Source organism: Pseudomonas folii (assembly GCF_014357575.1).
Taxonomy (GTDB): Bacteria; Pseudomonadota; Gammaproteobacteria; order Pseudomonadales; family Pseudomonadaceae; genus Aquipseudomonas; species Aquipseudomonas folii.
Map to the genome: position 1 here is coordinate 1 of NZ_JACONW010000035.1, position 23,837 is coordinate 23,837.

The window sequence follows — 23,837 nt, forward strand, 5'->3', positions numbered from 1 at the left end:
TCTGAAATACCGCCTTCCCGGCTGAAGCCGGTCCCACGGCACATATCAGCTTGCGGGTAAAGAATCTCCCTCAGGTACCCCGTCTACAGCTATAACGCGCGGACTCGGTACCCCACGAGTTGAACAACCTACTGCTTATTGGCTGTAATACCCCACCGCCACCAGGTAATCCCCAACCTTGCGCTCATACGCATGCTTGTTCTCCACCTTGCCGGTTACGGGGTTACGCCAACGGTATTCGTATTCAGCGGCGTCCTGTTTTTCAATCAGCGCGAGCATTGGTTCGCCGACAGGTTTGCCCTCAGGGTCTTTAACTTTGCGAAAGTCGGTATTGATCAATCGTAGGTTGGTGCCATGCGCCACATAACGCTTGCTGTTCAGATCGACGACAAACACATAAAGGTCATCCTGCAGAAATCCGCCTCGCAGGCTGTTGATAGCGGTGAGAGTGCCCTTCTGGTCACGACCCATTTCGCTAACCGCCTTATCCAGCAACGCTCTGGCTTGTTCAGGTGATGCTCGAGGCACGTAATAACCCACCGCGAGAATCCGCTCGCCAAGCCGCTGAAAGTACACCCGCTTGCGCTCGACCTTGCCGTCAGCCCAGTTCTGCCAGCGATACTCGGCTTGTTGGACACCTTTGCTTTCCGGGGTCTGCAAAACTTCCTTGAACGCTTTTTGCAGGTCCGGCTCAAGCACCTGAGAGACGTCGCGGCCAATCAGAACCACTGAAGGTCCACCGCTGGCCAGCATGGTGCCGTGGGTGTCGACGACGAACACATAGCGCTCGCCATCGACAAACTCGCCCTGACGGCTGAACTCGGCAAACGCCTTGTCACCTGCTTCCTGATAGCGGGTCACAGCCTTCTCCAGCAAGGCTTTGGCGGCAGGCCCCTGCTCAGGGCTTTCGACGCCAGCCACTGCCTGGCCAAGCCAGGCAGAACATAGAACCCCCAGGACAACACCGATACCGCGTGGCGAAAACTGCATGACTGGCCCCTTCTTTTTATAAGTCTGCCCAGAGCTTAGACAAACGCTGGATGATGCAGAATCATTCATGAAAAAGGGGTCGCCAGCGCCGCTTGGCTAACCGCTGAAATCAGTCCAGAACCACTGTGTTCGCTCGGCTTTAAGGTGTTCGAAAGCTGGCATGACTTCACCCTTGTTGAAGAAACGCCGGGAGCGCGCCATGGCGCTACTGAACCAGTGCCCGGTCTGCGGACAAGGCTGACCGGCACGCACCGAGGCCATGGGTTTTTCGTCGAAGCGGGCATACCACTGAGCAGTCGATTGCTCGGTAAAACCGATGCCGCGCCCCGGGCATGGATGAAGGCAGCCAGTGTCCTGCACCCGGATTGGCTTGAGCACCTTATTGACCGCCATGTAAGCATTCGAAGGCCCTTCGCCTCTGCCACCCAGTGCCGGTAAAACACCTGCGCGAATCATCAGGCCGTTTTCATAGGTTTGGAAAACGACGTCACTATGAGGACTGAGCACCTTGCGCAACCGGTCGCTACCACCCAACTGATGAACAAACCGGTTCCCCAGAATGCTGTACCAACTGACGCCCTTGATCCTGTCCAGCAATCGCAGACTTTCCATGTGCGGTCCGGCATCGACCATCAAACCGATGTAGTCCTGTGCCAACCGGTATTCCAAGGGCAGATACCTGAGGCCATCACCTGGCAGAACACACACCAGCCCGCCGTAACCATGCTCGGCCTGGATCTGGTTGCAGAGATACTTGACCCAGCCCTCGTACACTTTGGCACCGTCTCGGTCCATCAAAAAGGACCACGGCAGCAGCATTTTCAGGCAAGAGTGATCGGTCGCCGCCTGACTTTCAGGCGGCGCCATGACGGACATGCAATAAGTGGCAGCCTCCACGGGTCTGGCGCTGGAAATCGACCACAGCAGCGGTTCGTCCGGTGCGCTATCAAGCACTTGCTTCCGACAAATGGAGAAACTGCTGGGCGACAGTTTTCGAAGCCGCTGATAAGACTGCCAATCGAGCGCCGACCGAAACGTATCGTAAAAATGCGTGAAGCATTCTTCGATTCGTTGCCGGGTCTTCGGCGTATGCCCTTGCTTGAAATACAACGTGGTCATGAGCCCTAATCGGGCGGCGGGTCTACATTGTGCAGCGTCGGTCAGAAACTGATCCGCCTGGTACTTGAGCCTTCCGAGAATCCCTGGTGCTTCAGATACGGTTTGCAACACGTTTTTATTCTCCCGGTCTTCCATAAACAAGAATGCGACGCAAGAGTGAAGGGAGTTGCAAGGAGGGACAATACGGAGAAATCAATTTGGGAAATCAGCTACACACTTCAAGAAGCGTCCTACTCAAATCCTACAAATTTAGCCTCTGCCGGGCACTTTTAATCACCAATAGTCATAATGGCATTGCGCCAATTTTGTAAGCGTTGGGTAAAATGACTGGGCAGTCATGGCCTGCTTCATTGAAGATACAGGCACTGGGCGGGGAATCTGACAGAAGTTTCAGGTGCGTAGGGCGGGGCTTAGGCGCAGCATATCCAGACCGGCATCTACCCATTTCTCGGCCCTGTCGATGAGGGAGTAGCTGTCGGGGACCAGCAGCCATTGGCCGAGCATGCCGTCTATATAGGCATGAAGGGCGATGGACGCACGAACGGTGTCCAGATCTGCAGGTAATTGACCTTTGCGGACAGCGTTGCTCAACGCCAGGCCGATCCGGTCGTTGCACTCCAGCGCATTGACCTGACGCTGCTGGCGAAAGTCGCACATTTCATCGGTGAATTCGCATTTATGAAACAGAATCTCATTAATGCGCCGCGTTTTCGGGTCCACTGTAATTTCATGAAACAAATGAATCAGCAATTTCTTCATGCAGCCCAGCGGGTCGACCTCGTCCTCGCTTTCGCTCGCCAGCGCCATCTCTTCCAAGGGTTCCTGGATGCTGTCGAGCATCGCCTGCACCAGATCGGCCTTATTGCTGAAGTGCCAGTAGATCGCGCCACGGGTCACTCCCGCCAGGGATGCGATATCCGCCAGAGTCGTACGCGCAACGCCTCTCTCATAGAACGCTTTCTCAGCGGCCTCGAGAATTTGGCTACGGGTAACCTGAGCTTCCTCTTTGGTACGACGGACCATGGCAGTAAAACCTCATTGAAAATGCTGCACGCCACGAATCATGTGGCTCTGAAGCAAAACCGGGCGGCATTTGTATTGCCTTGTCCCGAACCTGCAATCCCCAGTAGGCGCGGCTTAGCGACGCAGTACTGGGTATTTACAAACAACCGTGAATGTAAGTATATTCATTAGCCTACTACTTATCCAGCCAGAATTTTTCACACCCTTTCACTTTTCTTGAGCACCCAGGCTCCTGACCCGAGGATCTTCATGCAATTCAAGCCAGCTGTTACCGTACTGGTCACTGCCGTCGCCCTGGCAACACTGCTCAGTGGATGCAGTAAAAAGGAAGAAGCCGCAGCTCCTGCAGCTGCACCTCCTCAGGTCGGCGTCGTTACCATCAAAGCTCAGCCCTACACCCTGACATCGGAACTGCCAGGCCGTACCACGGCCTATCGCATCGCTGAAGTCCGGCCTCAGGTCAACGGCATCATTCTCAAGCGCATGTTTACAGAAGGCGCTGATGTGAAAGCCGGCCAACAGCTGTATCAAATTGATCCAGCGCTTTACGAAGCCACGGCCAACAGCGCCAAGGCGACATTGCAGTCGGCCAAGTCTCTCGCTGATCGCTACAAGCAACTGGTCAACGAGCAAGCCGTAAGCCGTCAGGAATACGACACCGCGCTGTCCTCAAGCCTGGAAGCGCAGGCCACGTTGCAAACCGCTCAGATCAACCTGCGTTACACCAAGGTAATGGCCCCTATTTCCGGCCGTATCGGGCGTTCCGATGTGACTGAAGGTGCACTGGTTACCAGCGGTCAGACCAACGCCATGGCGACGATCCAGCAACTGGACCCGATCTACGTTGACGTGACCCAGTCTTCCACCGAGATGCTCAAACTGCGTCGGGACCTGGAGTCCGGCAAACTGCAAAAAGCCGGTGACAACGCCGCATCGGTCAAGCTGACCCTTGAAGACGGCAGCGAATACAGCAAACCGGGCAAACTGGAATTCTCTGAAGTGTCGGTAGACCAGGCAACTGGCTCCGTGACCCTGCGCGCAGTGTTCCCTAACCCTGACCACACCCTGTTGCCTGGCATGTTCGTTCACGCCCAGCTGCAGGCTGGCGTGAAAAGCGAAGCCATCCTTGCTCCGCAGCAAGGCGTGACCCGTGACATGCGCGGCAATCCATCCGCCCTGGTGGTTAACAAAGACAACAAGGTTGAGCAGCGCGAACTCATCGCCAATCGCACTTCCGGTGCTTACTGGTTGATCGAAAAAGGTCTGGAACCGGGTGATCGCGTAATCACTGAAGGTCTGCAATTCGTCAAGCCAGGCGCGCAAGTGACGGTCAAGGAAGCGACCAACCTCACGCCAGCCCAGTCCGCCCCTGCCGCCACTGGCAAAGGTGAGTAACCGATGTCTAAATTCTTTATTGACCGCCCCATTTTCGCCTGGGTATTAGCCCTGGTGATCATGCTGGTGGGTACGCTTTCGATCCTGAAGCTACCGATCAACCAGTACCCGGCCATTGCACCTACAGCCATTGATATCCAGGTTACCTACCCAGGTGCTTCGGCGCAGACGGTGCAAGACACCGTGGTGCAGATCATTGAGCAACAGCTCAACGGTATCGATAACCTGCGTTATGTTTCCTCGGACAGTAACTCCGACGGCAGCATGACCATCACTGTGACCTTCAACCAGGGTACCAACCCGGATACCGCCCAGGTTCAGGTCCAGAACAAGCTCAACCTTGCCACCCCGCTGCTGCCGCAAGAAGTACAGCAACAGGGTCTGCGCGTAACCAAGTCGGTGAAAAACTTCCTGCTGGTAATTGGTCTGGTCGCCGAGGACGGCAGCCTGACCCGGGAAGACTTGTCCAACTACATCGTTTCCAACATCCAGGACCCGATCTCCCGGACTTCCGGTGTGGGCGACTTCCAGGTGTTCGGTTCGCAGTACGCCATGCGTATCTGGCTGGACCCGGCCAAGCTCAACAACTACCAGATGACACCGGTTGATGTGAGCACGGCAATTTCTGCACAGAACGTCCAGATCGCTACCGGCCAACTGGGCGGTCTGCCTGCCGTACCCGGCACTCAACTGAACGCCACGATCATCGGCAAGACGCGTCTGCAGACCCCTGAGCAGTTCGGCAACATTCTGCTCAAGGTCAATACCGACGGTTCGCAAGTACGTCTTCGTGACGTCGCCCGTATTGAGCTGGGCGGCCAGAACTACAGCATTGATGCGCAGTTCAACGGCAAACCGGCTTCCGGTATGGCAATCAAACTGGCTTCCGGTGCCAACGCACTGGACACCGCCAAGGCGATTCGCGCCACCGTCGCCAACCTGGAGCCGTTCTTTCCGCCTGGCATGAAGGTGGTTTACCCGTACGACACCACGCCAACCGTGACCGAATCGATTTCGGGCGTTGTTGACACCCTGATCGAAGCGATCGTGCTGGTGTTCCTGGTGATGTACCTGTTCCTGCAAAACTTCCGCGCCACCGTGATCACTACGATGACCGTGCCGGTCGTATTGCTCGGTACATTCGGCATCCTTGCCGCGTTCGGTTTCACTATTAACACCCTGACCATGTTCGGGATGATCCTGGCCATCGGGCTCTTGGTGGACGACGCCATTGTGGTGGTGGAGAACGTCGAGCGGGTAATGGCCGAAGAGCACTTATCGCCGAAAGAGGCGACCAAGAAATCCATGGGGCAGATCCAGGGTGCACTGGTGGGTATCGCCATGGTGCTCTCGGCGGTACTGCTGCCAATGGCGTTCTTCGGGGGGTCTACAGGGGTTATTTACAAACAGTTCTCGATCACCATTGTTTCGGCGATGGCCCTGTCGGTTCTGGTTGCATTGATCTTCACCCCGGCGCTCTGCGCCACCATGCTCAAGCCCATCGACCCGGAAAAACACGGCCAACCGAAAAAAGGTTTCTTCGGCTGGTTCAACCGCACGTTTGATCGTGGCGTAAACAGCTACGAGCGCGGCGTGAAACGCATGGTGACTCACAAGCTGCCAGCGTTCGGCGTATACCTGCTCATCGTTGCGGGCATGATCTTCCTGTTCACTCGCATCCCGAGTGCGTTCCTGCCGGAAGAAGACCAAGGCGTGATTTTCGCTCAGGTTCAGACCCCAGCGGGCTCGTCCGCCGAGCGTACGCAGAAAGTCATCGACGATATGCGTACCTTCCTGCTCGACAAGGAGAACGGTGAAGGTAACGGCGTGAACTCGGTGTTCAGCGTCAACGGCTTCAACTTCGCCGGTCGTGGCCAGAGTTCGGGCCTTGCGTTTGTAATGCTCAAACCGTGGGGCGAACGTGACTCGGAAAACACCGTGTTCAAGATTGCCGAACGAGCACAGGCACACTTCTTCTCCTTCCGGGATGCGATGGTGTACGCCGTGGTTCCACCTTCGGTACTGGAACTGGGTAACGCAACCGGTTTCGACGTTTACCTGCAGGACCAGGGCGGTGTAGGCCACGACAAGCTGCTTGAGGCACGTAACCAGTTCCTCGGCATGGCGTCGCAAAGCAAGATACTTGCAGGCGTACGTCCTAACGGCCTGGGTGACGAGCCGCAGTATCAGCTCACTGTCGATGACGAGAAGGCCAGCGCTCTGGGCATTACGTTGGCAAACATCAACCAGACCTTGTCCATCGCACTGGGTGGTAGCTACGTCAACGACTTCATCGACCGTGGTCGGGTGAAGAAAGTGTACGTGCAGGGTGAAGCGGCGAGCCGCATGACCCCTGAAGATCTGGGCAAGTGGTTCGTGCGTAACGATGCCGGGACCATGGTGCCGCTGTCTGCCATCGCCAAAGGCGAGTGGATTTACGGTTCGCCGAAGCTGTCGCGTTATAACGGCGTAGCGGCAATGGAAATTCTCGGCACACCGGCTCCGGGTTACAGCTCGGGGCAAGCCATGGCGGAGGTCGAATCCATCGCCAAGAAACTGCCAGCAGGTATCGGTTACGCCTTCACCGGTCTGTCCTTCGAAGAACGTTTGTCCGGCTCTCAGGCGCCTGCGCTGTACGCCCTGTCGATGCTGGTCGTGTTCCTCTGTCTGGCAGCGCTGTATGAAAGCTGGTCGATTCCGATTGCGGTCATGCTCGTTGTACCGCTGGGTATCATCGGTGCACTTATGGCAACCAGCCTGAGGGGCCTGTCCAACGACGTGTTCTTCCAGGTCGGCTTGTTGACGACGATCGGGCTGGCGGCGAAGAATGCGATCCTGATTGTCGAGTTCGCCAAAGAGCTGCATGAACAGGGCAAGAGTCTGGTGGATGCGGCGATGGAAGCCTGCCGCATGCGTCTGCGCCCGATCATCATGACCTCCATGGCGTTTATCCTCGGCGTGGTACCGCTGGCGATCTCCACCGGTGCCGGTTCGGGTAGCCAGCACGCAATTGGTACAGGCGTAATCGGCGGTATGATCACCGCCACCGTCCTGGCAATTTTCTGGGTCCCAATGTTCTACGTTGCCGTGTCGTCGATGTTCAAGAGCAAGTACGACAAGGAACACGAGAAACAAACATCACATGATGAGGCTGGCCAATGAGCAAGTCCCTGATCTCCCTGGCAGTCACTGCGGTCATCCTCAGTGGTTGCTCGTTGATCCCTGAATACAAACAGCCTGCGGCTCCGGTCGCGGCGCAGTACCCGCAAGGTCCGGCCTACTCGCCGACTGAAGCGGCGAACGTCGCGGCAGCCGAACAGGGCTGGCGTCAGTTTTTCCATGACCCGGCCCTGCAGCAGCTGATCCAGACTGCGCTGGTCAACAACCGCGACCTGCGTGTCGCGGCGCTGAACATCGACGCCTACCGTGCTCAGTACCGCATTCAGCGTGCCGATCTGTTCCCGGCGGTTTCTGCTGATGGCAGCGGCAGCCGTCAACGGGTTCCGGCCGATATGTCCACCACTCGCGAATCAGGCATTACCAGCCAGTATTCAGCAACGCTGGGTGTCAGTGCCTATGAACTGGATCTGTTCGGTCGGGTTCGCAGCCTGAGCGAGCAAGCCTTGCAGACTTACTTCTCCAGTGAAGAAGCCCGTCGTAGCACACAGATCAGCCTGGTGGCCAACGTCGCCAATGCCTACATGACCTGGCAGGCCGACAAAGAGCTGCTCAAGCTGACGGAAGAAACACTCAAGACCTACGAAGAAAGTCTGCGTCTGACTTCCCGTAGTAATGAAGTGGGCGTTTCGTCGGCGCTGGATCTGAGCCAGGCACGGACCTCGGTGGAAAGCGCCAAGGTTGCTCTGGCGCGCTACCAGCGTCAGGTCGCTCAGGATCAGAACAACCTGACCCTGCTGCTGGGCACTAACCTGCCGGATAATCTGCCGCCCGCTCAGCCTTTGAGTGCCGACCTGTTGAGCGCTCTGCCAGCAGGCCTGCCTTCGGATCTGCTGCAGCGTCGTCCAGACATTCTGCAGGCCGAGCACTCGTTGCAGGCTGCCAACGCAAACATCGGTGCAGCCCGTGCGGCATTTTTCCCGAGCATCAGCCTGACAGCCAACGCCGGTACGATCAGCCCGGATCTTTCCGGTCTGTTCAAAGGCGGTTCGGGTACCTGGCTGTTCCAGCCAAGCATCAACATCCCGATCTTCAACGCCGGCAGCCTGCGCGCCAGCCTGGATTACTCGAAAATCCAGAAAGAGATCAGCGTCGCCAACTACGAAAAAGCGATTCAGACCGCCTTCCAGGAAGTCTCTGACGGCCTGGCTTCGCGCAAGACTTACAACGAACAGTTGCAAGCCCAGCGTGATTTCGTGAACGCCAACCAGGACTACTACCGTCTGGCCGAGCGTCGCTACCGCATCGGGATCGACAGCAACCTGACCTTCCTCGATGCCCAACGCTCGCTGTTCAGCGCGCAACAATCGCTGATCACCGACCGTCTCTCCCAGCTCACCAGCGAGGTCAACCTGTACAAGGCCCTCGGCGGTGGTTGGTATGAGCAAACCGGGCAGGCCAAACCGGTAGATAAAGAGAAGCCGACAGTTCAGTTGTTCTGACACCTGCTCTGATAAGCGACTCACATAAAAAACCCACCTCATCGGTGGGTTTTTTATTGCTTCAGAGAAAGCGCTTTATCAGTGATCGTGATGCAGATACGCCGGTTGCTTGGGCAGGCGCAGACTGAACAGGAAGGCGACGGCCATCATGATCGTCACGTACCAATAGAAATTGTTCTCCATGCCCTGGTTCTTGAGGCTCAACGCAACAAACTCTGCAGAACCACCAAACACCGCGTTAGCCACTGCATAAGCCAGACCTACACCCAGTGCGCGAACTTGCGGAGGGAACATTTCGGCTTTTACCAAACCGCTGATCGAGGTGTAAAAGCTCACGATTGCCAGCGCAAAGGTGATGAGCAGGAAAGCCAGGAACGGGCTGGTCGTGGTTTTCAAGGTCATCAAAATCGGCACCGTGCAAAGCGTACCCAGTGCGCCGAACCACAGCATTGAGTTACGACGACCGATCTTGTCCGCCAGCATGCCGAACAACGGCTGCATGCACATGTACAGGAACAGCGCGCCGGTCATGATGTAACTGGCGGTCTTGGGGTCCATACCCCCCGTGTTCACCAGGTACTTCTGCATGTAAGTGGTAAAGGTGTAGAAAATCAGCGAGCCGCCTGCGGTGTAACCCAACACGGTAATAAACGCCGCCTTGTGATCACGGAATAGCGCACTGATGCTTCCGGCGTCCTTGTCCTGACGCATTTCAGCGGTGGTGGTTTCCTCAAGCGAGCGACGTAACAGCAGCGAGATCACCGCTGCGACTGCACCGATCACGAACGGAATGCGCCAGCCATAGGCGCGTAGCTCTTCAGTGCTGAGAAACTGCTGCATGATCACTACGGTCAGCACCGCCAGCAGTTGCCCGCCGATCAACGTCACGTACTGGAAGGAGGCGAAAAAACCCCGCTGGCCGCGCAACGCCACTTCGCTCATATACGTCGCAGTGGTGCCGTACTCGCCGCCTACCGACAAGCCCTGAATCAGACGCGCCAGCAACAGCAATGCCGGGGCCCAGACGCCAATCGTTGCGTAAGTCGGTAAACACGCAATCATCAACGAGCCGCCGCACATCATCAGTACGGCGATCATCATTGAGTTCTTGCGACCATGCTTGTCGGCAACCCGGCCAAACAGCCAGCCGCCGATAGGCCGCATCAAGAAACCGGCAGCAAACACGCCCGCGGTATTGAGCAACTGAACGGTGGGATCATCGGAAGGAAAGAACGCCGGAGCGAAGTAGATGGCGCAGAAAGCGTAGACGTAGAAATCGAACCATTCGACCAGATTGCCTGAGGAGGCGCCCACAATCGCAAAGATCCTTTTGCTGCGTTCTTCACCCGTGTAATGCGTGGTTGTCATTATTTTTCCCCATTAAAGCTGAACAGTCATCCAGGACATAACCTGTAACATGTTTTGGGACAACAAGCAGCTTTATGGAATTCCATTGTGGGGTGGCGGGCGCCATTGAGGATGGCGCGAATTCAAAAGTTGGAACGCAGTCTCCCGTGGGAGCGGTGCTTGCCCGCGATAAGGCTGGACGCGGTTCACTTTAGATCGCGTCAAGCCTTATCGCGGGCAAGCACCGCTGCCACAGGACCCCGCTTCAATTCAGAAAAGCGCCCACCCCGTCAGCGCTCAATCGCCAACGCAAGGCCCTGCCCTACCCCTACACACATGGTCGCCAGGCCTCGGCGACCGCCGCTTTTCTCCAGTTGATGCAGCGCAGTCAATACCAGTCGTGCGCCGCTCATGCCCAAGGGGTGACCCAGAGCGATGGCGCCACCGTTGGGGTTCACTTGCGGCGCATCATCGGCCAGTCCCAGTTCACGCAGCACCGCCAGGCCCTGACTGGCGAAGGCTTCATTGAGTTCGATCACATCAAAATCGCTGACCGCCAGGCCAAGGCGCTCCACCAGCTTACGTACCGCTGGCACCGGGCCGATACCCATGACCCGCGGCGCGACGCCGGCACTGGCCATGCCGAGAATTCGAGCCCGGGGCGTCAGGCCATGCTTTTTGACCGCTTCAGCCGACGCCAGGATCAGCGCGGCAGCACCGTCGTTGACCCCGGAAGCATTACCGGCGGTGACGGTCTTGTCCGCACCATTGACCGGTTTCAGTTTGGCCAGGGTTTCCAGGCTGGTATCGGCGCGCGGGTGCTCGTCTTGCTCCACCACCGTTTCACCCTTTTTATGGGCAACGCGCACTGGGGTGATTTCTTCTTTAAAAAAGCCCGCAGCCTGAGCAGCGGCAGTGCGCTGTTGGCTGCGCAGGGCGAAAGCGTCCTGATCGGCTCGAGAAATCCTGAAGTCATCGGCGACGTTGTCGCCGGTTTGTGGCATGGAATCGACGCCATATTGCTCTTTCATCAACGGGTTGATGAAACGCCAGCCAATGGTGGTGTCTTCCAGCTTCATGTTGCGTGAATACGCAGCGTCAGCTTTACCCATGACAAAGGGCGCGCGCGACATCGACTCAACGCCACCGGCGATCGCCAGCTCCATCTCACCTGCCGCAATCGCTCGAAATGCCGTCCCGATAGCGTCCATGCCCGAGGCGCACAAACGGTTAAGGGTCACTCCGGGGATCGTTTCCGGCAGGCCCGCCAACAACGCCGCCATGCGCGCTACGTTGCGGTTGTCTTCACCGGCCTGATTGGCGCAGCCGAAAAACACCTCGTCCACTTCATTCCAGTTGACTGAAGGGTTGCGCTCCATCAGCGCCTTGATAGGCACAGCGGCCAGATCATCAGCGCGAACGCTGGCCAATCCACCGCCAAAACGGCCAATGGGGGTACGAATCGCATCGCAGATAAACACTTCGCGCATCATGCTTCTCCCGGCGCTTGACCGTGGGCTTTAGCAGTTCGGGCTTCCAGGTCACGCAAGGCGGTCAGCTCGGTTTCGGTTGGCTCGGCGGAGTACTCGACGTTTTCGGCGAAACGCAGCTCCCATCCCGTGGCCGCGATAACCTGCTCACGGGTTACGCCGGGGTGCAAGGTAGTCACCACAAACTCGTTGGTGCCTTCTTCCGGTTCCATGATGCACAGGTCAGTAATAATCCCGACCGGCCCGGCGCCAGGCAATCCAAGGCGTTTGCGAGAGTCACCGCCTTCGCCATGACCAACCGAGGTCATAAAATCCAGCTTGTTGACGAAAGCCCGCGCGGACTGCTTGAGGATGATCAAGACCTGCTTGGCAGACCCGGCAATTTCCGGCGCGCCGCCTGCGCCAGGCAGACGCACTTTTGGATTGTTGTAATCCCCGACCACCGTCGTGTTGATATTGCCGAAGCGGTCAACTTGCGCAGCCCCGAGGAACCCCACATCCACTCGTCCACCTTGCAACCAGTAACGGAAGATCTCACTGGTGGACACCACCGTGTCAGCGGTTTCCGCCAGCTCGCCATCGCCGATGGACAGCGGCAGCACAGTCGGCTTGGCGCCAATCGGCCCGGATTCGTAAATCAGCACGACGTCAGGCGAGGACGTCAGGCGCGCCAGGTTCGCCGCCTTGGAAGGCAAACCGATACCGACAAAGCAGACCGCCCCGTTACGCAGACGACGAGCCGCTGCCACTGTCATCATTTCACTGGTGGTGTAAGTCATTATTGTGCCTCCGAAGCGCTGGCCAACTTGCTCTGGAATTCGCTGAAATCCGCGGTGCCATGAATGTATTCCTTGATCCACGCACTGAAGCTCTCGCGGTCACGGGCAATCGGGTCCCACGCCTGATAGAAACGGTTGTCGCGCTCGTAGTAACCATGGGCGTAGGACGGATGAGCACCACCGGGTACAAGGCACACCGCGCTCAAAGCCCAGGTTGGCAATACGCAGGCGTTCATCGGCGCATTCAGGTCATCAACGATCTCTTCCACGGTAACGATGCAGCGCTTGGCTGCCAGTGCGGCTTCTTTCTGCACGCCGAGGATGCCCCACAGCAGCACGTTGCCTTTACGGTCTGCTTTCTGCGCGTGAATGACCGTCACATCCGGGCGCACCGCAGGCACTGCTGCGAGCACCTCGCCGGTGAAGGGGCAAGTTACCGTCTTGATCAGTGGATTGACCTTGGGCAGATCGGAGCCCGCGTAAGCACGCAATACAGCGAACGGCAGACCGGACGCGCCAGCGACATAGGCGTTAGCCAGGTCGGCATGGCTGTGCTCTTCGATTTCCATCGGGTGCGGCCATTGTTTTTCAACAGCGTCACGCAAACGATGCAGGGAGCCGACCCCAGGATTACCGCCCCACGAGAAAATCAGACGCTTCACACAACCTGCGCCTATTAACTGGTCATAGATGAGGTCCGGCGTCATGCGCACCAGCGTCAGATCTTTTTTACCCTGACGAATGATTTCGTGGCCTGCGGCCGTGGGGATCAAATGGGTGAAGCCTTCCAGCGCAACGGTGTCGCCATCGTTGACCAATTGCTTCACGGCGTCGCGTAGAGAAAGAATTTCAGCCATGAGGTGCTCCCGAACTCAAATTGCATCCAATGAACAGCGTAGATGGACTACGCTGGAATGGACTTGAGGTTATGCCGGGGCCTGAGGCCAAACAATCCGATAATCGATTATTCGTTCGTTAATCGCACAAATTCAATTGAGGCTCAGGTGAACAACTGAGTACTTAAATCCCTGCTTGCATCCAGCATGATGGGCAGGAAACGCTGCTCCAGCTCGCTTCTGGCCACGCGGCCTGCACTGGTGCTCACGTTCAGCGCTGCCAGGACCTGACCGGACGCGTCATAGACCGGCACCGCAATAGAACGCAATCCTTGCTCCAGTTCCTGATCGACAATGCACCAACCCTGCTGACGGACTTGCTGAAGACATTCAAGCAGCGCTTCAGGCGTGCGGATCGTACGGCTGGTCTTGGGCTGCAGATCCACATGATCCAGATATTCCCTCAATGTCACATCGTCCAGCGCCGAGAGCAGGATGCGGCCCATGGACGTGCAATAGGCAGGCAGTCGGCCGCCGACCGAAAGGTCCACTGAAATAAGGCGCTGTGTGGTTGCCGACCGGGCGATGTACAGAATGTCTTCACCTTCCAGGGTCGCCATGTTGCAGGCTTCATGCAGTTGATCGCTCATCCGGTCAAGATAAGGCTGAGAAGACACCGCCAGCGGTGTCGACGAGAGATAAGCGTGGCCCAGCGTCAGCACTTTCGGCAGCAGCGAATAGGTTCGACCATCCGTCGTGGCATACCCCAGCTTGATCAACGTCAGCAGACAACGCCGTACCGCCGCGCGCGGAATTTCCGTGCGGTGGCTGATTTGGGCGATGGTCAGATGCCGTTTGCGTTCCTGAAAAGCGTGAATCACCGCCAGCCCTCTCGCCAGCGACGTCATGAAGTCCGGGTCGCCGGTCAATGCCTGAATCCGTTTGGCAGGCGATGCCACGATAGGCGGTGCCAACGAAGCAAAAGAATTGCGCAGTTCATCATTCATTGCCACTACCTCGGTAAACCCTGTCAGGCCATATAAATCGCAGCTTCCACGCTTTTTTCGCGGCAAACATCCGACCCACCTTGTGCGATTATCGAACAAGTGGCCGATAATCGCAATTGACCCGTCGCAAAGATACTTATACCTTTAGATCGCCTTAAGTGGCTTCTTGGAAATACTGGTCAGGTACCCACGAGAAGTCCAAGGTACGGCCTTGCCCATGAAGCGAGGCCGTTTTTATTCCCGCGCACCTCCCCTGCTACTCGCAAGTGATATCGAAAAGCCACAAATCGACGGATCGTGATCCCTTGATGCGTGCCCTTGTCACAAATATCGTCCGTCCTGCACATACCTCTCATTTCGCCACGAACTATGTCGTCAGAATTCTGTCTGTTGTCGTCAATATTCAGGACATAAAAGTTACGTCGTATGTCACTCACTGAAACTTCGGAACTGTCGTACAAGAAAAAGTCCATTACGGAAGTCTTTTGATAATGAACTGCACATATAGTTGACTGATCCGAAGTTCTTGGAGATAGTACCTGCCACTTGGCTTGCAATAACGATTCGCAATGGTCGCAGTACCGGGCGCCATGCTCGGGGCAAACCACAGGATCGAGGCACCGCAGCAATGCGGCCAAAGCATTATCCTCGCGAATGAATTTCCAGCCAAAGTAGCAATCGCATTCGCAACTCAAACGACTGTCGCTACGACAATTATGTTTTCTGGTGTCCGTAGCCGCGAGCCGCTAGATGTTCAGATCATGGCCTGATCAAGGGGTTGTATGGCGGAAGCCTTTCAGCAGTCTCTGGACAGGACCCTGTGTGGACTATTAAGCCGCTCTGCGATAACGCCAGATTAAATTTGACTTGATCAGGTAACAAAGTGACCAAAGATGAACTGCGCGCGGAACTTGAGCGCCAGGAACAACGCTACAAGGATGTTTACGGTGGCGAAATCACCACCTACGCCGCTCAACCAGAGCCGGAACGCAAACCTTGGCGCAAGAAGGCCAGTATTCTCGATCAGGCCTTCAAGCAAGAATTGCAAAAGATGGAAAAAGATCTGAGCGAAGAGGGATAACCTTCAGCGCTGCGAACCGGGCTACCTCCGATGGCCCGGCCGGATTTTTTTCAGAGCGGCCAACTGTTCCTGAACGACTGCCAAACGGCTCCACCATCTTCTTGATTTATCAAAGGAGACGCTTCGCCGAGCATAAAATTTCGATAATTGGCGATACCAATCGGCAGTCGACACATCGATCTGTATTTTTTCTGTCATAATCCCGCCCCCTTCAGACCGGGTCAGAAAACCTTCATGATCGATTTATTCAGCGGACTAGATGCCTGGGTACTTGTGAGCCTGCTGCTCGCCCTGGCTTTCGTCCTCACCTTCGAGTTCATCAACGGCTTTCATGACACCGCAAACGCGGTGGCGACAGTCATTTACACCAAAGCGATGCCGCCGCATCTGGCTGTATTCTTCTCCGGGATTTTCAATTTCCTGGGTGTGCTGCTGGGCGGTGTCGGCGTTGCCTATGCCATCGTTCACCTGCTCCCGGTTGAACTGCTGATCAACGTCAACACCGGACACGGCCTGGCCATGGTGTTCTCGCTGCTCGCCGCGGCGATCACCTGGAACCTGGGCACCTGGTATTTCGGTATCCCGGCATCGAGCTCCCACACGCTGATCGGCTCGATCCTCGGCGTTGGTCTGGCAAACGCACTGATCAACGATATTCCATTGGCCGACGGCGTTAACTGGCAAAAAGCGATCGACATCGGCGCTTCGCTGGTTTTCTCGCCACTGGCAGGCTTCCTCGTTGCGGCGCTGGTCCTCATCGGACTCAAATGGTGGCGACCGCTGTCGAAAATGCACAAGACGCCTGAACAGCGTCGCAAGCTCGACGACAAGAAGCACCCGCCCTTCTGGAACCGACTGGTTCTGGTGATTTCCGCCATGGCGGTGAGCTTCGTACACGGTTCCAACGATGGTCAGAAAGGTATCGGCCTGATCATGCTGGTGCTGATCGGTATCGTGCCGAGCCAGTTCGTACTGGACCTGAACAGCACCACCTACCAGATTGAACGTACCCGGGATGCAACCCTGCACCTCAGTCAGTTCTATCAGCGCAACAACAGCACCCTGGGCGAGTATCTGGCGCTGGGTAAAGCGGAAAAAGGCGATCTGCCGGAAAGCTCCAGCTGCAACCCGGAACAGACCGAACCGACTATTGCCGCACTGCTCGACAACCTCACAGGCGTAGCCGATTACCATTCGTTGAGTCCTGAGCGACGCATCGAAGTACGTCGCTACTTGCTGTGCCTGGATGACACCGCACGCAAAGTCGCCAAGTTGCCCAACCTGGGCGCCCGTGAAAAGTCGGATCTGGATAAACTCCGCAAAGACCTGACCGCGACCACTGAGTACGCCCCGTTCTGGGTGATTCTGGCGGTCGCGCTGGCGCTGGGTATCGGCACCATGGTCGGCTGGAAACGCGTCGTGCTGACCATTGGCGAGAAGATTGGCAAACAAGGCATGACTTACGCACAAGGCATGTCGGCGCAGATCACCACAGCGTGTGCCATTGCTGCAGCCAACGTCTTCAGCCTGCCGGTTTCCACGACACACATTCTGTCGTCCGGCGTCGCGGGCACCATGGTCGCCAACAAGAGCGGCCTGCAAGGCGGCACGGTGCGCACCATCCTTCTGGCCTGGGTGCTGACCCTGCCAGCAACCGTGGCACTGTCGGCCGCCCTGTTCTGGCTGGCGTCCAAAGCGCTGGCTTAATTAAAAACGCCATCGCGGGAACATCCCGCGATGGCGCTTTGCTGTAGGCGTCTCCCGTGGCCTCTGACACAGCGCTGTCGCGAAGCAAACACTGTGAACCAAGAGACATAGAGCAGTTTACAAACATCCCTGAACTACCGCCGCTTCTTCCCCCCGCCCAGTAAAGACCCTAACAACCCTCGTACCAATTGACGCCCCAACTGATTGGCCGCCTGGCGCACGGCGCTTTTCATTGCCTGCCCCGCCACACCGCCCAGAAACTCGCCTGCCATGTCGCTGAAGCTCTCCTGCTCCTTGGCGCTCTTCGCTGGTACATCCTCCGTCTCAGGTGCTGCGACTTTTCGCGCAATAAGCATTTCATAGGCTGACTCACGATCAACAGGCTTGTCATAGCGACCTGACAGTGGCGACCGGGCAATCAAACTGGCTCGCTCGGCATCGGTCAACGGCCCGATCCGCGATTGCGGCGGCGCGATCAGCACTCGCTGAACCATCGCTGGCGTGCCCTTTTCCTGCAAGGTACCGACCAGCGCTTCGCCAATACCGAGTTGGGTAAGCACGGTCAATGTGTCGATATCCGGATTGGGCCTGAACCCGTCCGCCACGGCGCGCAGCGATTTCTGCTCCCTTGCAGTAAATGCGCGCAAGCCGTGCTGGATGCGTAAACCCAACTGCGCCAGTATCTGATCAGGCAAGTCACCCGGCGACTGGGTGACGAAATACACGCCTACCCCTTTGGAGCGAATCAGCCGCACCACTTGCTCAAGCCTGTCCTGCAAAGCCTTGGGCGTGTCGGCAAACAGCAAATGCGCTTCATCAAAAAACAGCGCCAATATCGGTTTGTCTGCGTCACCACGTTCCGGCAACTGTTCGAACAGCTCGGCCAGAAGCCACAACAGGAACGTCGCGTAGACCTTGGGCGCTTCATGAACGAGTCGGCTGGCGTCCAGCAAATGGATACGCCCTCGCCCATCGCTTGCAGGCTGCAGAATATCTTCCAGCTGCAAAGCTGGCTCACCGAACAACGCCTCAGCGCCCTGCTGTTCAAGCACCGCCAACCGACGCTGCAGGGCCTGACTCGAACCCGTAGTCATCAGTGAGCTGTCTTCACCCAGCAACTGCGGATTGTCCCGCAGATGATTGAGCAACGCTTTCAGATCCTTGATGTCAAGCAGCAACAAGCCCTCGCGATCAGCCACTTTGAAGGCCGCGTATAGCGCAGCTTGCTGGCTGTCCGTCAGCTCCAGCAAGCTGCCCAGCAACAGCGGCCCCATTTCGCTCAGCGTCGTGCGAAGTGGATGACCGGATTTCCCGAGTATGTCCCACAAGGTGACCGGGTAGGCTTTCGGTGTGTGATTGAGCCAAGGCATACCAGCAATACGTTCGGCAATCTTGCCTTGCGGCTCTCCCGGTGCGCCCAGCCCGCACAAGTCGCCTTTGATATCCGCGGCGAACACCGCGACGCCTGCATCACTGAAGGCTTCGGCCAGACGTTGCAGCGTCACCGTCTTGCCGGTCCCGGTCGCTCCGGCCACCAGCCCATGACGATTCCCCAGGCGCAATGCCTGACTCACCGGCAACCCGTCCGGACCGGCACCCATTACAATGTTCTGAACGTCTGACATGTCATCACCTGTCTTGATCGTTTTATCAGTGTGGCCCACGCGCAGGGAAACAGTGCGAAACTTGATGCTGTAGCCGGGAAGGAAGGATAAACCCTGGTAGGAGCGAACTTGTTCGCGAGGCGGTTTGGCTGGCGATGCTCATCTTTCGTTTGGTCCGACGCTTCGTGAACAAGTTCGCTCCTACCGGGTATCGCAGTTCGCAGAAGCGGCTTTGGCTGCGAGCGCGCCAGAAAACCAGACTGTCGACGCCACCTGACGAACATCTGTCGTAATAAGTGGTCAACGTTAGACTTTTTCCGTGATCATCCAGCGCAGGGCCCAACACCCCATGACTGCATATATCGTGCTGACTCACCAGCGGCAACCTTCAGGGCGTCAAGAATGAAGCGCATTGCGTGGCTGGGCATTGGCTTGCTGGCAGCCGTGCTGATCCCTTTGCTGCTGGGCGGCGGCGATATCTTTCAGCGGTTACGCAGCTTCCCCTTCCCGCTGTTGATGGCGATGTTCGGCATGATCATCCTCTGTTGGGGCCTGAATACCCTGCGCATGCGGATCCTGCTGGGGGACAGCGCGCGACAGCTGACAGTAAACAAAAGCCTCGGCCTGATCATGGCCAGCGAGTTCGCCTATTGCGCAACGCCCGGCGGCAGCGGTGGGCCACTCACGTTGATGGCAGTGCTCGCCCGAAATGGCGTCAGGCCAGCAAAAGCCAGCGCGGTCTTCGCCACAGACCAGCTCAGCGATCTGGTGTTCTTCCTCGTGGCGCTGACAGGAATCATGTTCTATGCGCTCTTCCATACGCTCAGCGAGCGTATGGAGTGGCTGCTGGGCTTCAGCGCGGTGCTCGTCGTGGGCAGCCTGTGTCTGTTTCTGGGGTTTGCCCGCTTCCATCGCCAGGTCATCAAGTTCAATGGCAGGCTGCTCAAGCGTTTCAACACCAAAAGCACTACCCGGCATCGTTGGGCGCGTAAACTTTTGCATTTTCGCGATGCGCTGGCTGAAACCTGGAAAATGCCACGTCAGAAACTGATCGCGGTGTTTGTGCTGACCTGCCTGCATTGGGGGCTGCGCTACAGCATCCTGTACCTTGCGCTGCTAGGTCTGGGTGTGAATGTGCAGTGGGCGTGGACGTTTCTGATTCAGATGCTCTCGTTAACGGCCGGACAGTTCAGCCTGCTGCCAGGAGGCGCGGGTACTGCCGAGCTGACATCCGCTGCGCTGTTGGCACCGATGGTCGGTAAATCCACGGCTGCGGCTGCAATTCTGATCTGGCGCACAGTGACCTACTACTTCTACCTGGTGGTAGGCGGGCCGATTTTCCTGCTGATGGTCGGTCGGCCATTGCTGAACAAACTGATGCGCTTCAACCAAGTCTGAATCAAGTGTCGGACTTGTCGTCTGGCTGCAGATCCTTCTCCAACTGAGTGGCGCGCCAAAGCTCTGCGGCGCCGTCGAAATCGGCGCCGTCTTCTGGCGTCAACGCATCTGGATCATAACGGCTGAGGCAACCCTCACCCAGGGTTGGGGGAGCTGTTGAAGTGGCTTTGTCGAGAGGATCGGTCATGGAGAGCACCTCATCGAAGTGTCGGAAATACATCTTCTGCAGGAGCTGCCGAAGGCTGCGAAAGCAACCTGCCTGACACTCCGCCATTCGCAGCCTTCGGCAGCTCCTGCAGATTCAATGTTCGCCTGGAGCTTAGTCGAACACTACTGTCTTGTTGTCATGCACCAGCACGCGATCTTCCAGGTGATAGCGCAAGCCGCGGGCCAGGACCATTTTTTCCACGTCGCGACCGAAGCGCACCATGTTTTCGATGCTGTCGCTGTGGCTGACGCGGACCACGTCCTGTTCGATGATAGGGCCTGCATCCAGCTCTTCAGTGACATAGTGACAGGTCGCACCGATCAGTTTGACGCCCCGTAGAGAGGCCTGGTGATAAGGCTTGGCACCTACAAATGAAGGCAGGAAGCTGTGGTGAATATTGATGACCTGATGGGCATATTCACGGCAGAGTTGCGGCGGCAGGATTTGCATGTAGCGCGCCAGTACCACCACGTCGGCCTGATGATGAGCAACCAGACGTGAAACTTCGGCAAACGCCGGCTCCTTGTCCGCCGGGTTTACCGGCACGTAGTAATAAGGAATGCCGTGCCACTCGACCATGCTGCGCAAATCCTGGTGATTGGAAATCACGCAGGCAATTTCGCAGTCCAGTTCATCGCTGTGCCAGCGGTGCAACAAGTCCGCCAGACAATGAGACTCGCGACTCGCCATCAATACAACGCGCTTCTTCTGCGCGGAGTCAGTGATGCGCCAGTCCATCGCAAATTCTTCAGCGATAGGGGTGAACGCCTCGCGGAACGCGTCGAGATCAAACGGCAGCGTATCGGCACGAATTTCATGACGCATGAAGAACCAGCCACTCTGATTGTCAGAGTGATGGCTCGCTTCGGTAATCCAGCCGTTATAGGACGCCAGAAAGTTACTGACTTTGGCAACGATGCCGACGCGGTCCGGGCAAGAAATCACCAGACGAAAAGTGCGCATTGGGGGAAACTCCAGAACTTCGCAAAGGCGGCTATTCTAGCGACTGCGCGGGAAAACTGCAGTATTCCTGTAAAACTGATTGGAGATGGCTGCGGCTACCCTGGCGTCCCGAATCGCCGCCCTGCCACACCGGCCGCTGGTTCCTGAACGAACGCTTAAGAAACCGCAATTTAAACGCCTTAATAGCGACTATCTTTACCTGATGCGCTACGCCATTTAGTTTATCAACCGCCTGTAGGCCCCGGTATATTTCTAAATAATTCAAATAAAACTTTTCTTTAATGTTTACTTGATCAAGGCGCATGACTATTATTGGTTCACTGTATCCCTGCCCACCTCTCAACATAAGGTAAGCCTCATGTCTCTGATCAACGAATACCGCGCTACAGAAGAAGCCATCAAAGAACTGCAAGCGCGTTTGAAGAACCTGTCCCAAGACGACAAACTGCAAACCGAGCTGGAATTCGAAGGCAAACTGCGCACTCTGATGGGCGAATATCAGAAGTCGCTGCGCGACATCATTGCTCTGCTCGACCCAGAAGCTAAAGTTGGCAAATCTGCACGCGGCGGCGCGGTTAAACCTACTGGCACCAAGCGCGCGCGCAAGGTCAAGCAGTACAAAAACCCGCATAACGGCGAAGTCATCGAAACCAAAGGTGGCAACCACAAAACTCTGAAAGAGTGGAAAGCCAAGTGGGGCGGTGATGAAGTTGAAGGCTGGGCAACCCTGCTGGGCTAAACCCGGAGCAGACCCCGCTTCACTCGTTACACTAAAAAACGCCAGCCAGTCTGGCGTTTTTTATTGCCTGGAAAAACACCCGTGCCCGTTACTTCAAAGGCCGAGTTTCTGGCGCAACGCCTCCACGTAGTCCTGCCATTCGCGCAATATCGCAAGCTGCCCGGGGGTAGCACTAAGCGATAGTTCAACAAGTGCCTGAGTAAAACTTTGCAGCGTATTAGGTGCGCCAGACTCAGGCACTGTCAGACGTGTCCTACAAAAAGCAAGCCAGCGCTGTTGCTCTTCGGTACTCAAGGTTTCAGCAAAATTTCTCGCTCGATAGCGAAATAACAATTCTGGCAGACGCGCATCATCAAAAGGCCATGGCTGACGGGCTAACTCCTCAGGCTCCGCATTGCGTACTTGCTCACAAAGCCTGCGATCACGGTCAGCAATAAACCCGTCATACAATTGTTGCTCGGGATCTTCGCTGGCAACAAAGTCATCAGCGGCATAAATCGCCTTCAGCTTATCCTGCCAGAGTGCCTGCCCCTCATTGAGGTGACGCACACGCTCGCTAAATACAGTCATATCGAGATTCAAGCGTTGTTGATCTTCAGCACGTAGCACCTTGAGCGGCGCGATCACCGGGCAACGATTTATATGCAAAAGTTTAAGGGGGACCGGCAGCTCGCCCTCAGCTAAATCCTCGCGACGGGTATATAACCGTTGTCGCAATATTTGTGCATCCTGCTCCAGTAACGGCAAATGATCCTGATGTAAATCGCACACGATCAGCGCATTTCGATTTTGCGGATGCCAGGCCAGCGGAAGCACAACCCCCAGATAATGACGTGCCGCCGAAAAGCGCCCGGAGATATGAACCAGTGGTTCCATAAGCCGTATCTGTTGCTGGACGTTCTGCTTACTGCGCAACTCGAAAAGATAGACGTAGAGACGGGGTTGTTTTTCACGAACCAGACGCGCCAGAGCAATCGTTGCCCGCACATCAGACAACGCGTCGTGCGCCTGTCCGTGATCGATACCATTGGCAGCCGTCAGCCGCTCAAGCTTGAGCGTGACCCGACCATCATCTTCGGGCCAGACAATGCCTTCGGGTCGAAGTGCGTAGGCGGCACGCACCACATCAATCAAGTCCCAGCGACTGTTCCCGCCTTGCCATTCACGGGCATAAGGATCAAAGAAATTCCGGTACAGGCTGTAGCGCGTCATCTCATCATCGAAGCGCAAGGTGTTGTAGCCCGCTCCGCAAGTGCCGGGCGCAGCGAGTTCGGCGTGAACACGAGTCATGAAATCAGCTTCGCACAATCCCTTCTCGGCGAGCGTTGACGGCGTGATACCGGTGATCATGCATGCGGCGGGATGCGGAAGAATATCGTCGCTGGGCTGGCAGTGAATATTAACCGGCGACTCAATCTCATTGAGTTCGATATCCGTACGGATACCCGCCATCTGCAACGGGCGATCATTGCGCGGATTGATACCGGTGGTTTCGTAGTCGTACCAGAAGATGGTTGAAGTCACGGGCTGAT

Annotated in this window: 19 protein-coding genes; 7 read left to right on the forward strand and 12 right to left on the reverse strand. The window is 56.6% G+C overall.

Annotated features, from left to right (window positions below; translation table 11 throughout):
- Window positions 1-135: 135 nt before the first annotated feature.
- The 3 genes from H8S59_RS09820 to H8S59_RS09830 all read right to left on the reverse strand — a co-directional run bounded on the left by H8S59_RS09820 (window position 136) and on the right by H8S59_RS09830 (window position 3,132).
- Window positions 136-990, reverse strand: coding sequence for a cache domain-containing protein (locus H8S59_RS09820; protein ID WP_187521294.1), 855 nt, complete (start codon window positions 988-990; stop codon window positions 136-138).
- Window positions 991-1,086: 96 nt separating this feature from the next.
- Window positions 1,087-2,220, reverse strand: coding sequence for a DUF3396 domain-containing protein (locus H8S59_RS09825; RefSeq protein WP_425504571.1), 1,134 nt, complete (start codon window positions 2,218-2,220; stop codon window positions 1,087-1,089).
- A gap of 279 nt (window positions 2,221-2,499) precedes the next feature.
- A complete protein-coding gene (locus tag H8S59_RS09830) occupies window positions 2,500-3,132 on the reverse strand; it encodes a TetR family transcriptional regulator (protein ID WP_187521295.1) in 633 nt (210 codons plus the stop codon).
- Between the two features lie 249 nt (window positions 3,133-3,381).
- Here H8S59_RS09830 and H8S59_RS09835 point away from each other — a divergent pair, with 249 nt between their 5' ends.
- The 3 genes from H8S59_RS09835 to H8S59_RS09845 are packed head-to-tail and all read left to right on the forward strand — an operon-like array spanning window position 3,382 to window position 9,146.
- A complete protein-coding gene (locus tag H8S59_RS09835; RefSeq protein ID WP_095096139.1) occupies window positions 3,382-4,527 on the forward strand; it encodes an efflux RND transporter periplasmic adaptor subunit in 1,146 nt (381 codons plus the stop codon).
- Window positions 4,528-4,530: 3 nt separating this feature from the next.
- On the forward strand, window positions 4,531-7,689 hold the full coding sequence (locus H8S59_RS09840) for an efflux RND transporter permease subunit (protein WP_187521296.1): 3,159 nt from the start codon (window positions 4,531-4,533) through the stop codon (window positions 7,687-7,689).
- Window positions 7,686-9,146, forward strand: coding sequence for an AdeC/AdeK/OprM family multidrug efflux complex outer membrane factor (locus tag H8S59_RS09845; RefSeq protein ID WP_187521297.1), 1,461 nt, complete (start codon window positions 7,686-7,688; stop codon window positions 9,144-9,146). The genes H8S59_RS09840 and H8S59_RS09845 overlap by 4 nt, the downstream gene beginning before the upstream one ends.
- Before the next feature lie 78 nt (window positions 9,147-9,224).
- Here H8S59_RS09845 and H8S59_RS09850 read toward each other — a convergent pair whose 3' ends face one another.
- The 5 genes from H8S59_RS09850 to pcaR all read right to left on the reverse strand — a co-directional run bounded on the left by H8S59_RS09850 (window position 9,225) and on the right by pcaR (window position 14,605).
- Window positions 9,225-10,514 (reverse strand): MFS family transporter, encoded by a 1,290-nt coding sequence (locus H8S59_RS09850; RefSeq protein ID WP_095096148.1) that lies wholly within the window; start codon window positions 10,512-10,514, stop codon window positions 9,225-9,227.
- Between the two features lie 269 nt (window positions 10,515-10,783).
- A complete protein-coding gene (pcaF, locus tag H8S59_RS09855) occupies window positions 10,784-11,986 on the reverse strand; it encodes a 3-oxoadipyl-CoA thiolase (protein WP_187521298.1) in 1,203 nt (400 codons plus the stop codon).
- A complete protein-coding gene (locus tag H8S59_RS09860) occupies window positions 11,983-12,762 on the reverse strand; it encodes a CoA-transferase subunit beta (RefSeq protein WP_214658267.1) in 780 nt (259 codons plus the stop codon). Before H8S59_RS09860 ends, pcaF begins: the two co-directional genes overlap by 4 nt.
- Window positions 12,762-13,619 carry a CoA transferase subunit A gene (locus H8S59_RS09865; protein ID WP_187521299.1) on the reverse strand — a complete coding sequence of 286 codons (858 nt, stop codon included), beginning with the start codon at window positions 13,617-13,619 and terminating at the stop codon, window positions 12,762-12,764. Before H8S59_RS09865 ends, H8S59_RS09860 begins: the two co-directional genes overlap by 1 nt.
- A 143-nt stretch (window positions 13,620-13,762) precedes the next feature.
- Complete coding sequence (pcaR, locus tag H8S59_RS09870; RefSeq protein ID WP_095096158.1) at window positions 13,763-14,605, reverse strand: pca regulon transcriptional regulator PcaR; 843 nt, start codon at window positions 14,603-14,605, stop codon at window positions 13,763-13,765.
- An 883-nt stretch (window positions 14,606-15,488) separates the two neighbouring features.
- On the opposite strand from pcaR, the gene H8S59_RS09875 reads away from it, so the two are divergent.
- Together H8S59_RS09875 and H8S59_RS09880 are read left to right on the forward strand one after the other, a co-directional pair.
- On the forward strand, window positions 15,489-15,686 hold the full coding sequence (locus H8S59_RS09875) for a hypothetical protein (protein ID WP_027900610.1): 198 nt from the start codon (window positions 15,489-15,491) through the stop codon (window positions 15,684-15,686).
- A 234-nt stretch (window positions 15,687-15,920) separates the two neighbouring features.
- Window positions 15,921-17,393, forward strand: coding sequence for an inorganic phosphate transporter (locus tag H8S59_RS09880; RefSeq protein WP_095096869.1), 1,473 nt, complete (start codon window positions 15,921-15,923; stop codon window positions 17,391-17,393).
- A gap of 134 nt (window positions 17,394-17,527) precedes the next feature.
- Here the strand turns inward: H8S59_RS09880 and H8S59_RS09885 are convergent, their stop codons facing one another.
- On the reverse strand, window positions 17,528-19,018 hold the full coding sequence (locus H8S59_RS09885; protein WP_187521300.1) for a helicase HerA-like domain-containing protein: 1,491 nt from the start codon (window positions 19,016-19,018) through the stop codon (window positions 17,528-17,530).
- Between the two features lie 381 nt (window positions 19,019-19,399).
- Here H8S59_RS09885 and gpgF point away from each other — a divergent pair, with 381 nt between their 5' ends.
- Window positions 19,400-20,395, forward strand: coding sequence for a glucosaminyl phosphatidylglycerol flippase (gene gpgF, locus H8S59_RS09890; protein WP_095096168.1), 996 nt, complete (start codon window positions 19,400-19,402; stop codon window positions 20,393-20,395).
- Between the two features lies 1 nt (window position 20,396).
- On the opposite strand, the gene H8S59_RS09895 is transcribed toward gpgF, so the two are convergent.
- Together H8S59_RS09895 and purU are read right to left on the reverse strand one after the other, a co-directional pair.
- On the reverse strand, window positions 20,397-20,582 hold the full coding sequence (locus H8S59_RS09895; protein ID WP_187521301.1) for a hypothetical protein: 186 nt from the start codon (window positions 20,580-20,582) through the stop codon (window positions 20,397-20,399).
- A gap of 132 nt (window positions 20,583-20,714) precedes the next feature.
- A complete protein-coding gene (gene purU / locus H8S59_RS09900) occupies window positions 20,715-21,566 on the reverse strand; it encodes a formyltetrahydrofolate deformylase (RefSeq protein ID WP_095096171.1) in 852 nt (283 codons plus the stop codon).
- A gap of 358 nt (window positions 21,567-21,924) precedes the next feature.
- Between purU and mvaT the strand changes: the two genes are divergently transcribed.
- A complete protein-coding gene (mvaT, locus tag H8S59_RS09905; protein ID WP_095096177.1) occupies window positions 21,925-22,305 on the forward strand; it encodes a histone-like nucleoid-structuring protein MvaT in 381 nt (126 codons plus the stop codon).
- A 93-nt stretch (window positions 22,306-22,398) separates the two neighbouring features.
- On the opposite strand, the gene sbcB is transcribed toward mvaT, so the two are convergent.
- The gene (sbcB, locus tag H8S59_RS09910) at window positions 22,399-23,829 is read right to left on the reverse strand and encodes an exodeoxyribonuclease I (RefSeq protein ID WP_187521302.1); all 1,431 of its coding nucleotides are present in this window, start codon (window positions 23,827-23,829) and stop codon (window positions 22,399-22,401) included.
- Window positions 23,830-23,837 lie beyond the last annotated feature (8 nt).

Excerpts from the sequence above, each read along its gene's own strand:
- H8S59_RS09820 (WP_187521294.1), bottom strand. The coding sequence starts at position 990 with ATGCAGTTTTCGCCACGCGGTATCGGTGTTGTCCTGGGGGTTCTATGT.
- H8S59_RS09830 (WP_187521295.1), bottom strand. The coding sequence starts at position 3,132 with ATGGTCCGTCGTACCAAAGAGGAAGCTCAGGTTACCCGTAGCCAAATT.
- H8S59_RS09835 (WP_095096139.1), top strand. The coding sequence starts at position 3,382 with ATGCAATTCAAGCCAGCTGTTACCGTACTGGTCACTGCCGTCGCCCTG.
- H8S59_RS09840 (WP_187521296.1), top strand. The coding sequence starts at position 4,531 with ATGTCTAAATTCTTTATTGACCGCCCCATTTTCGCCTGGGTATTAGCC.
- H8S59_RS09845 (WP_187521297.1), top strand. The coding sequence starts at position 7,686 with ATGAGCAAGTCCCTGATCTCCCTGGCAGTCACTGCGGTCATCCTCAGT.
- H8S59_RS09850 (WP_095096148.1), bottom strand. The coding sequence starts at position 10,514 with ATGACAACCACGCATTACACGGGTGAAGAACGCAGCAAAAGGATCTTT.
- pcaF (WP_187521298.1), bottom strand. The coding sequence starts at position 11,986 with ATGATGCGCGAAGTGTTTATCTGCGATGCGATTCGTACCCCCATTGGC.
- H8S59_RS09860 (WP_214658267.1), bottom strand. The coding sequence starts at position 12,762 with ATGACTTACACCACCAGTGAAATGATGACAGTGGCAGCGGCTCGTCGT.
- H8S59_RS09865 (WP_187521299.1), bottom strand. The coding sequence starts at position 13,619 with ATGGCTGAAATTCTTTCTCTACGCGACGCCGTGAAGCAATTGGTCAAC.
- pcaR (WP_095096158.1), bottom strand. The coding sequence starts at position 14,605 with ATGAATGATGAACTGCGCAATTCTTTTGCTTCGTTGGCACCGCCTATC.
- H8S59_RS09880 (WP_095096869.1), top strand. The coding sequence starts at position 15,921 with ATGATCGATTTATTCAGCGGACTAGATGCCTGGGTACTTGTGAGCCTG.
- H8S59_RS09885 (WP_187521300.1), bottom strand. The coding sequence starts at position 19,018 with ATGTCAGACGTTCAGAACATTGTAATGGGTGCCGGTCCGGACGGGTTG.
- gpgF (WP_095096168.1), top strand. The coding sequence starts at position 19,400 with ATGAAGCGCATTGCGTGGCTGGGCATTGGCTTGCTGGCAGCCGTGCTG.
- H8S59_RS09895 (WP_187521301.1), bottom strand. The coding sequence starts at position 20,582 with ATGACCGATCCTCTCGACAAAGCCACTTCAACAGCTCCCCCAACCCTG.
- purU (WP_095096171.1), bottom strand. The coding sequence starts at position 21,566 with ATGCGCACTTTTCGTCTGGTGATTTCTTGCCCGGACCGCGTCGGCATC.
- mvaT (WP_095096177.1), top strand. The coding sequence starts at position 21,925 with ATGTCTCTGATCAACGAATACCGCGCTACAGAAGAAGCCATCAAAGAA.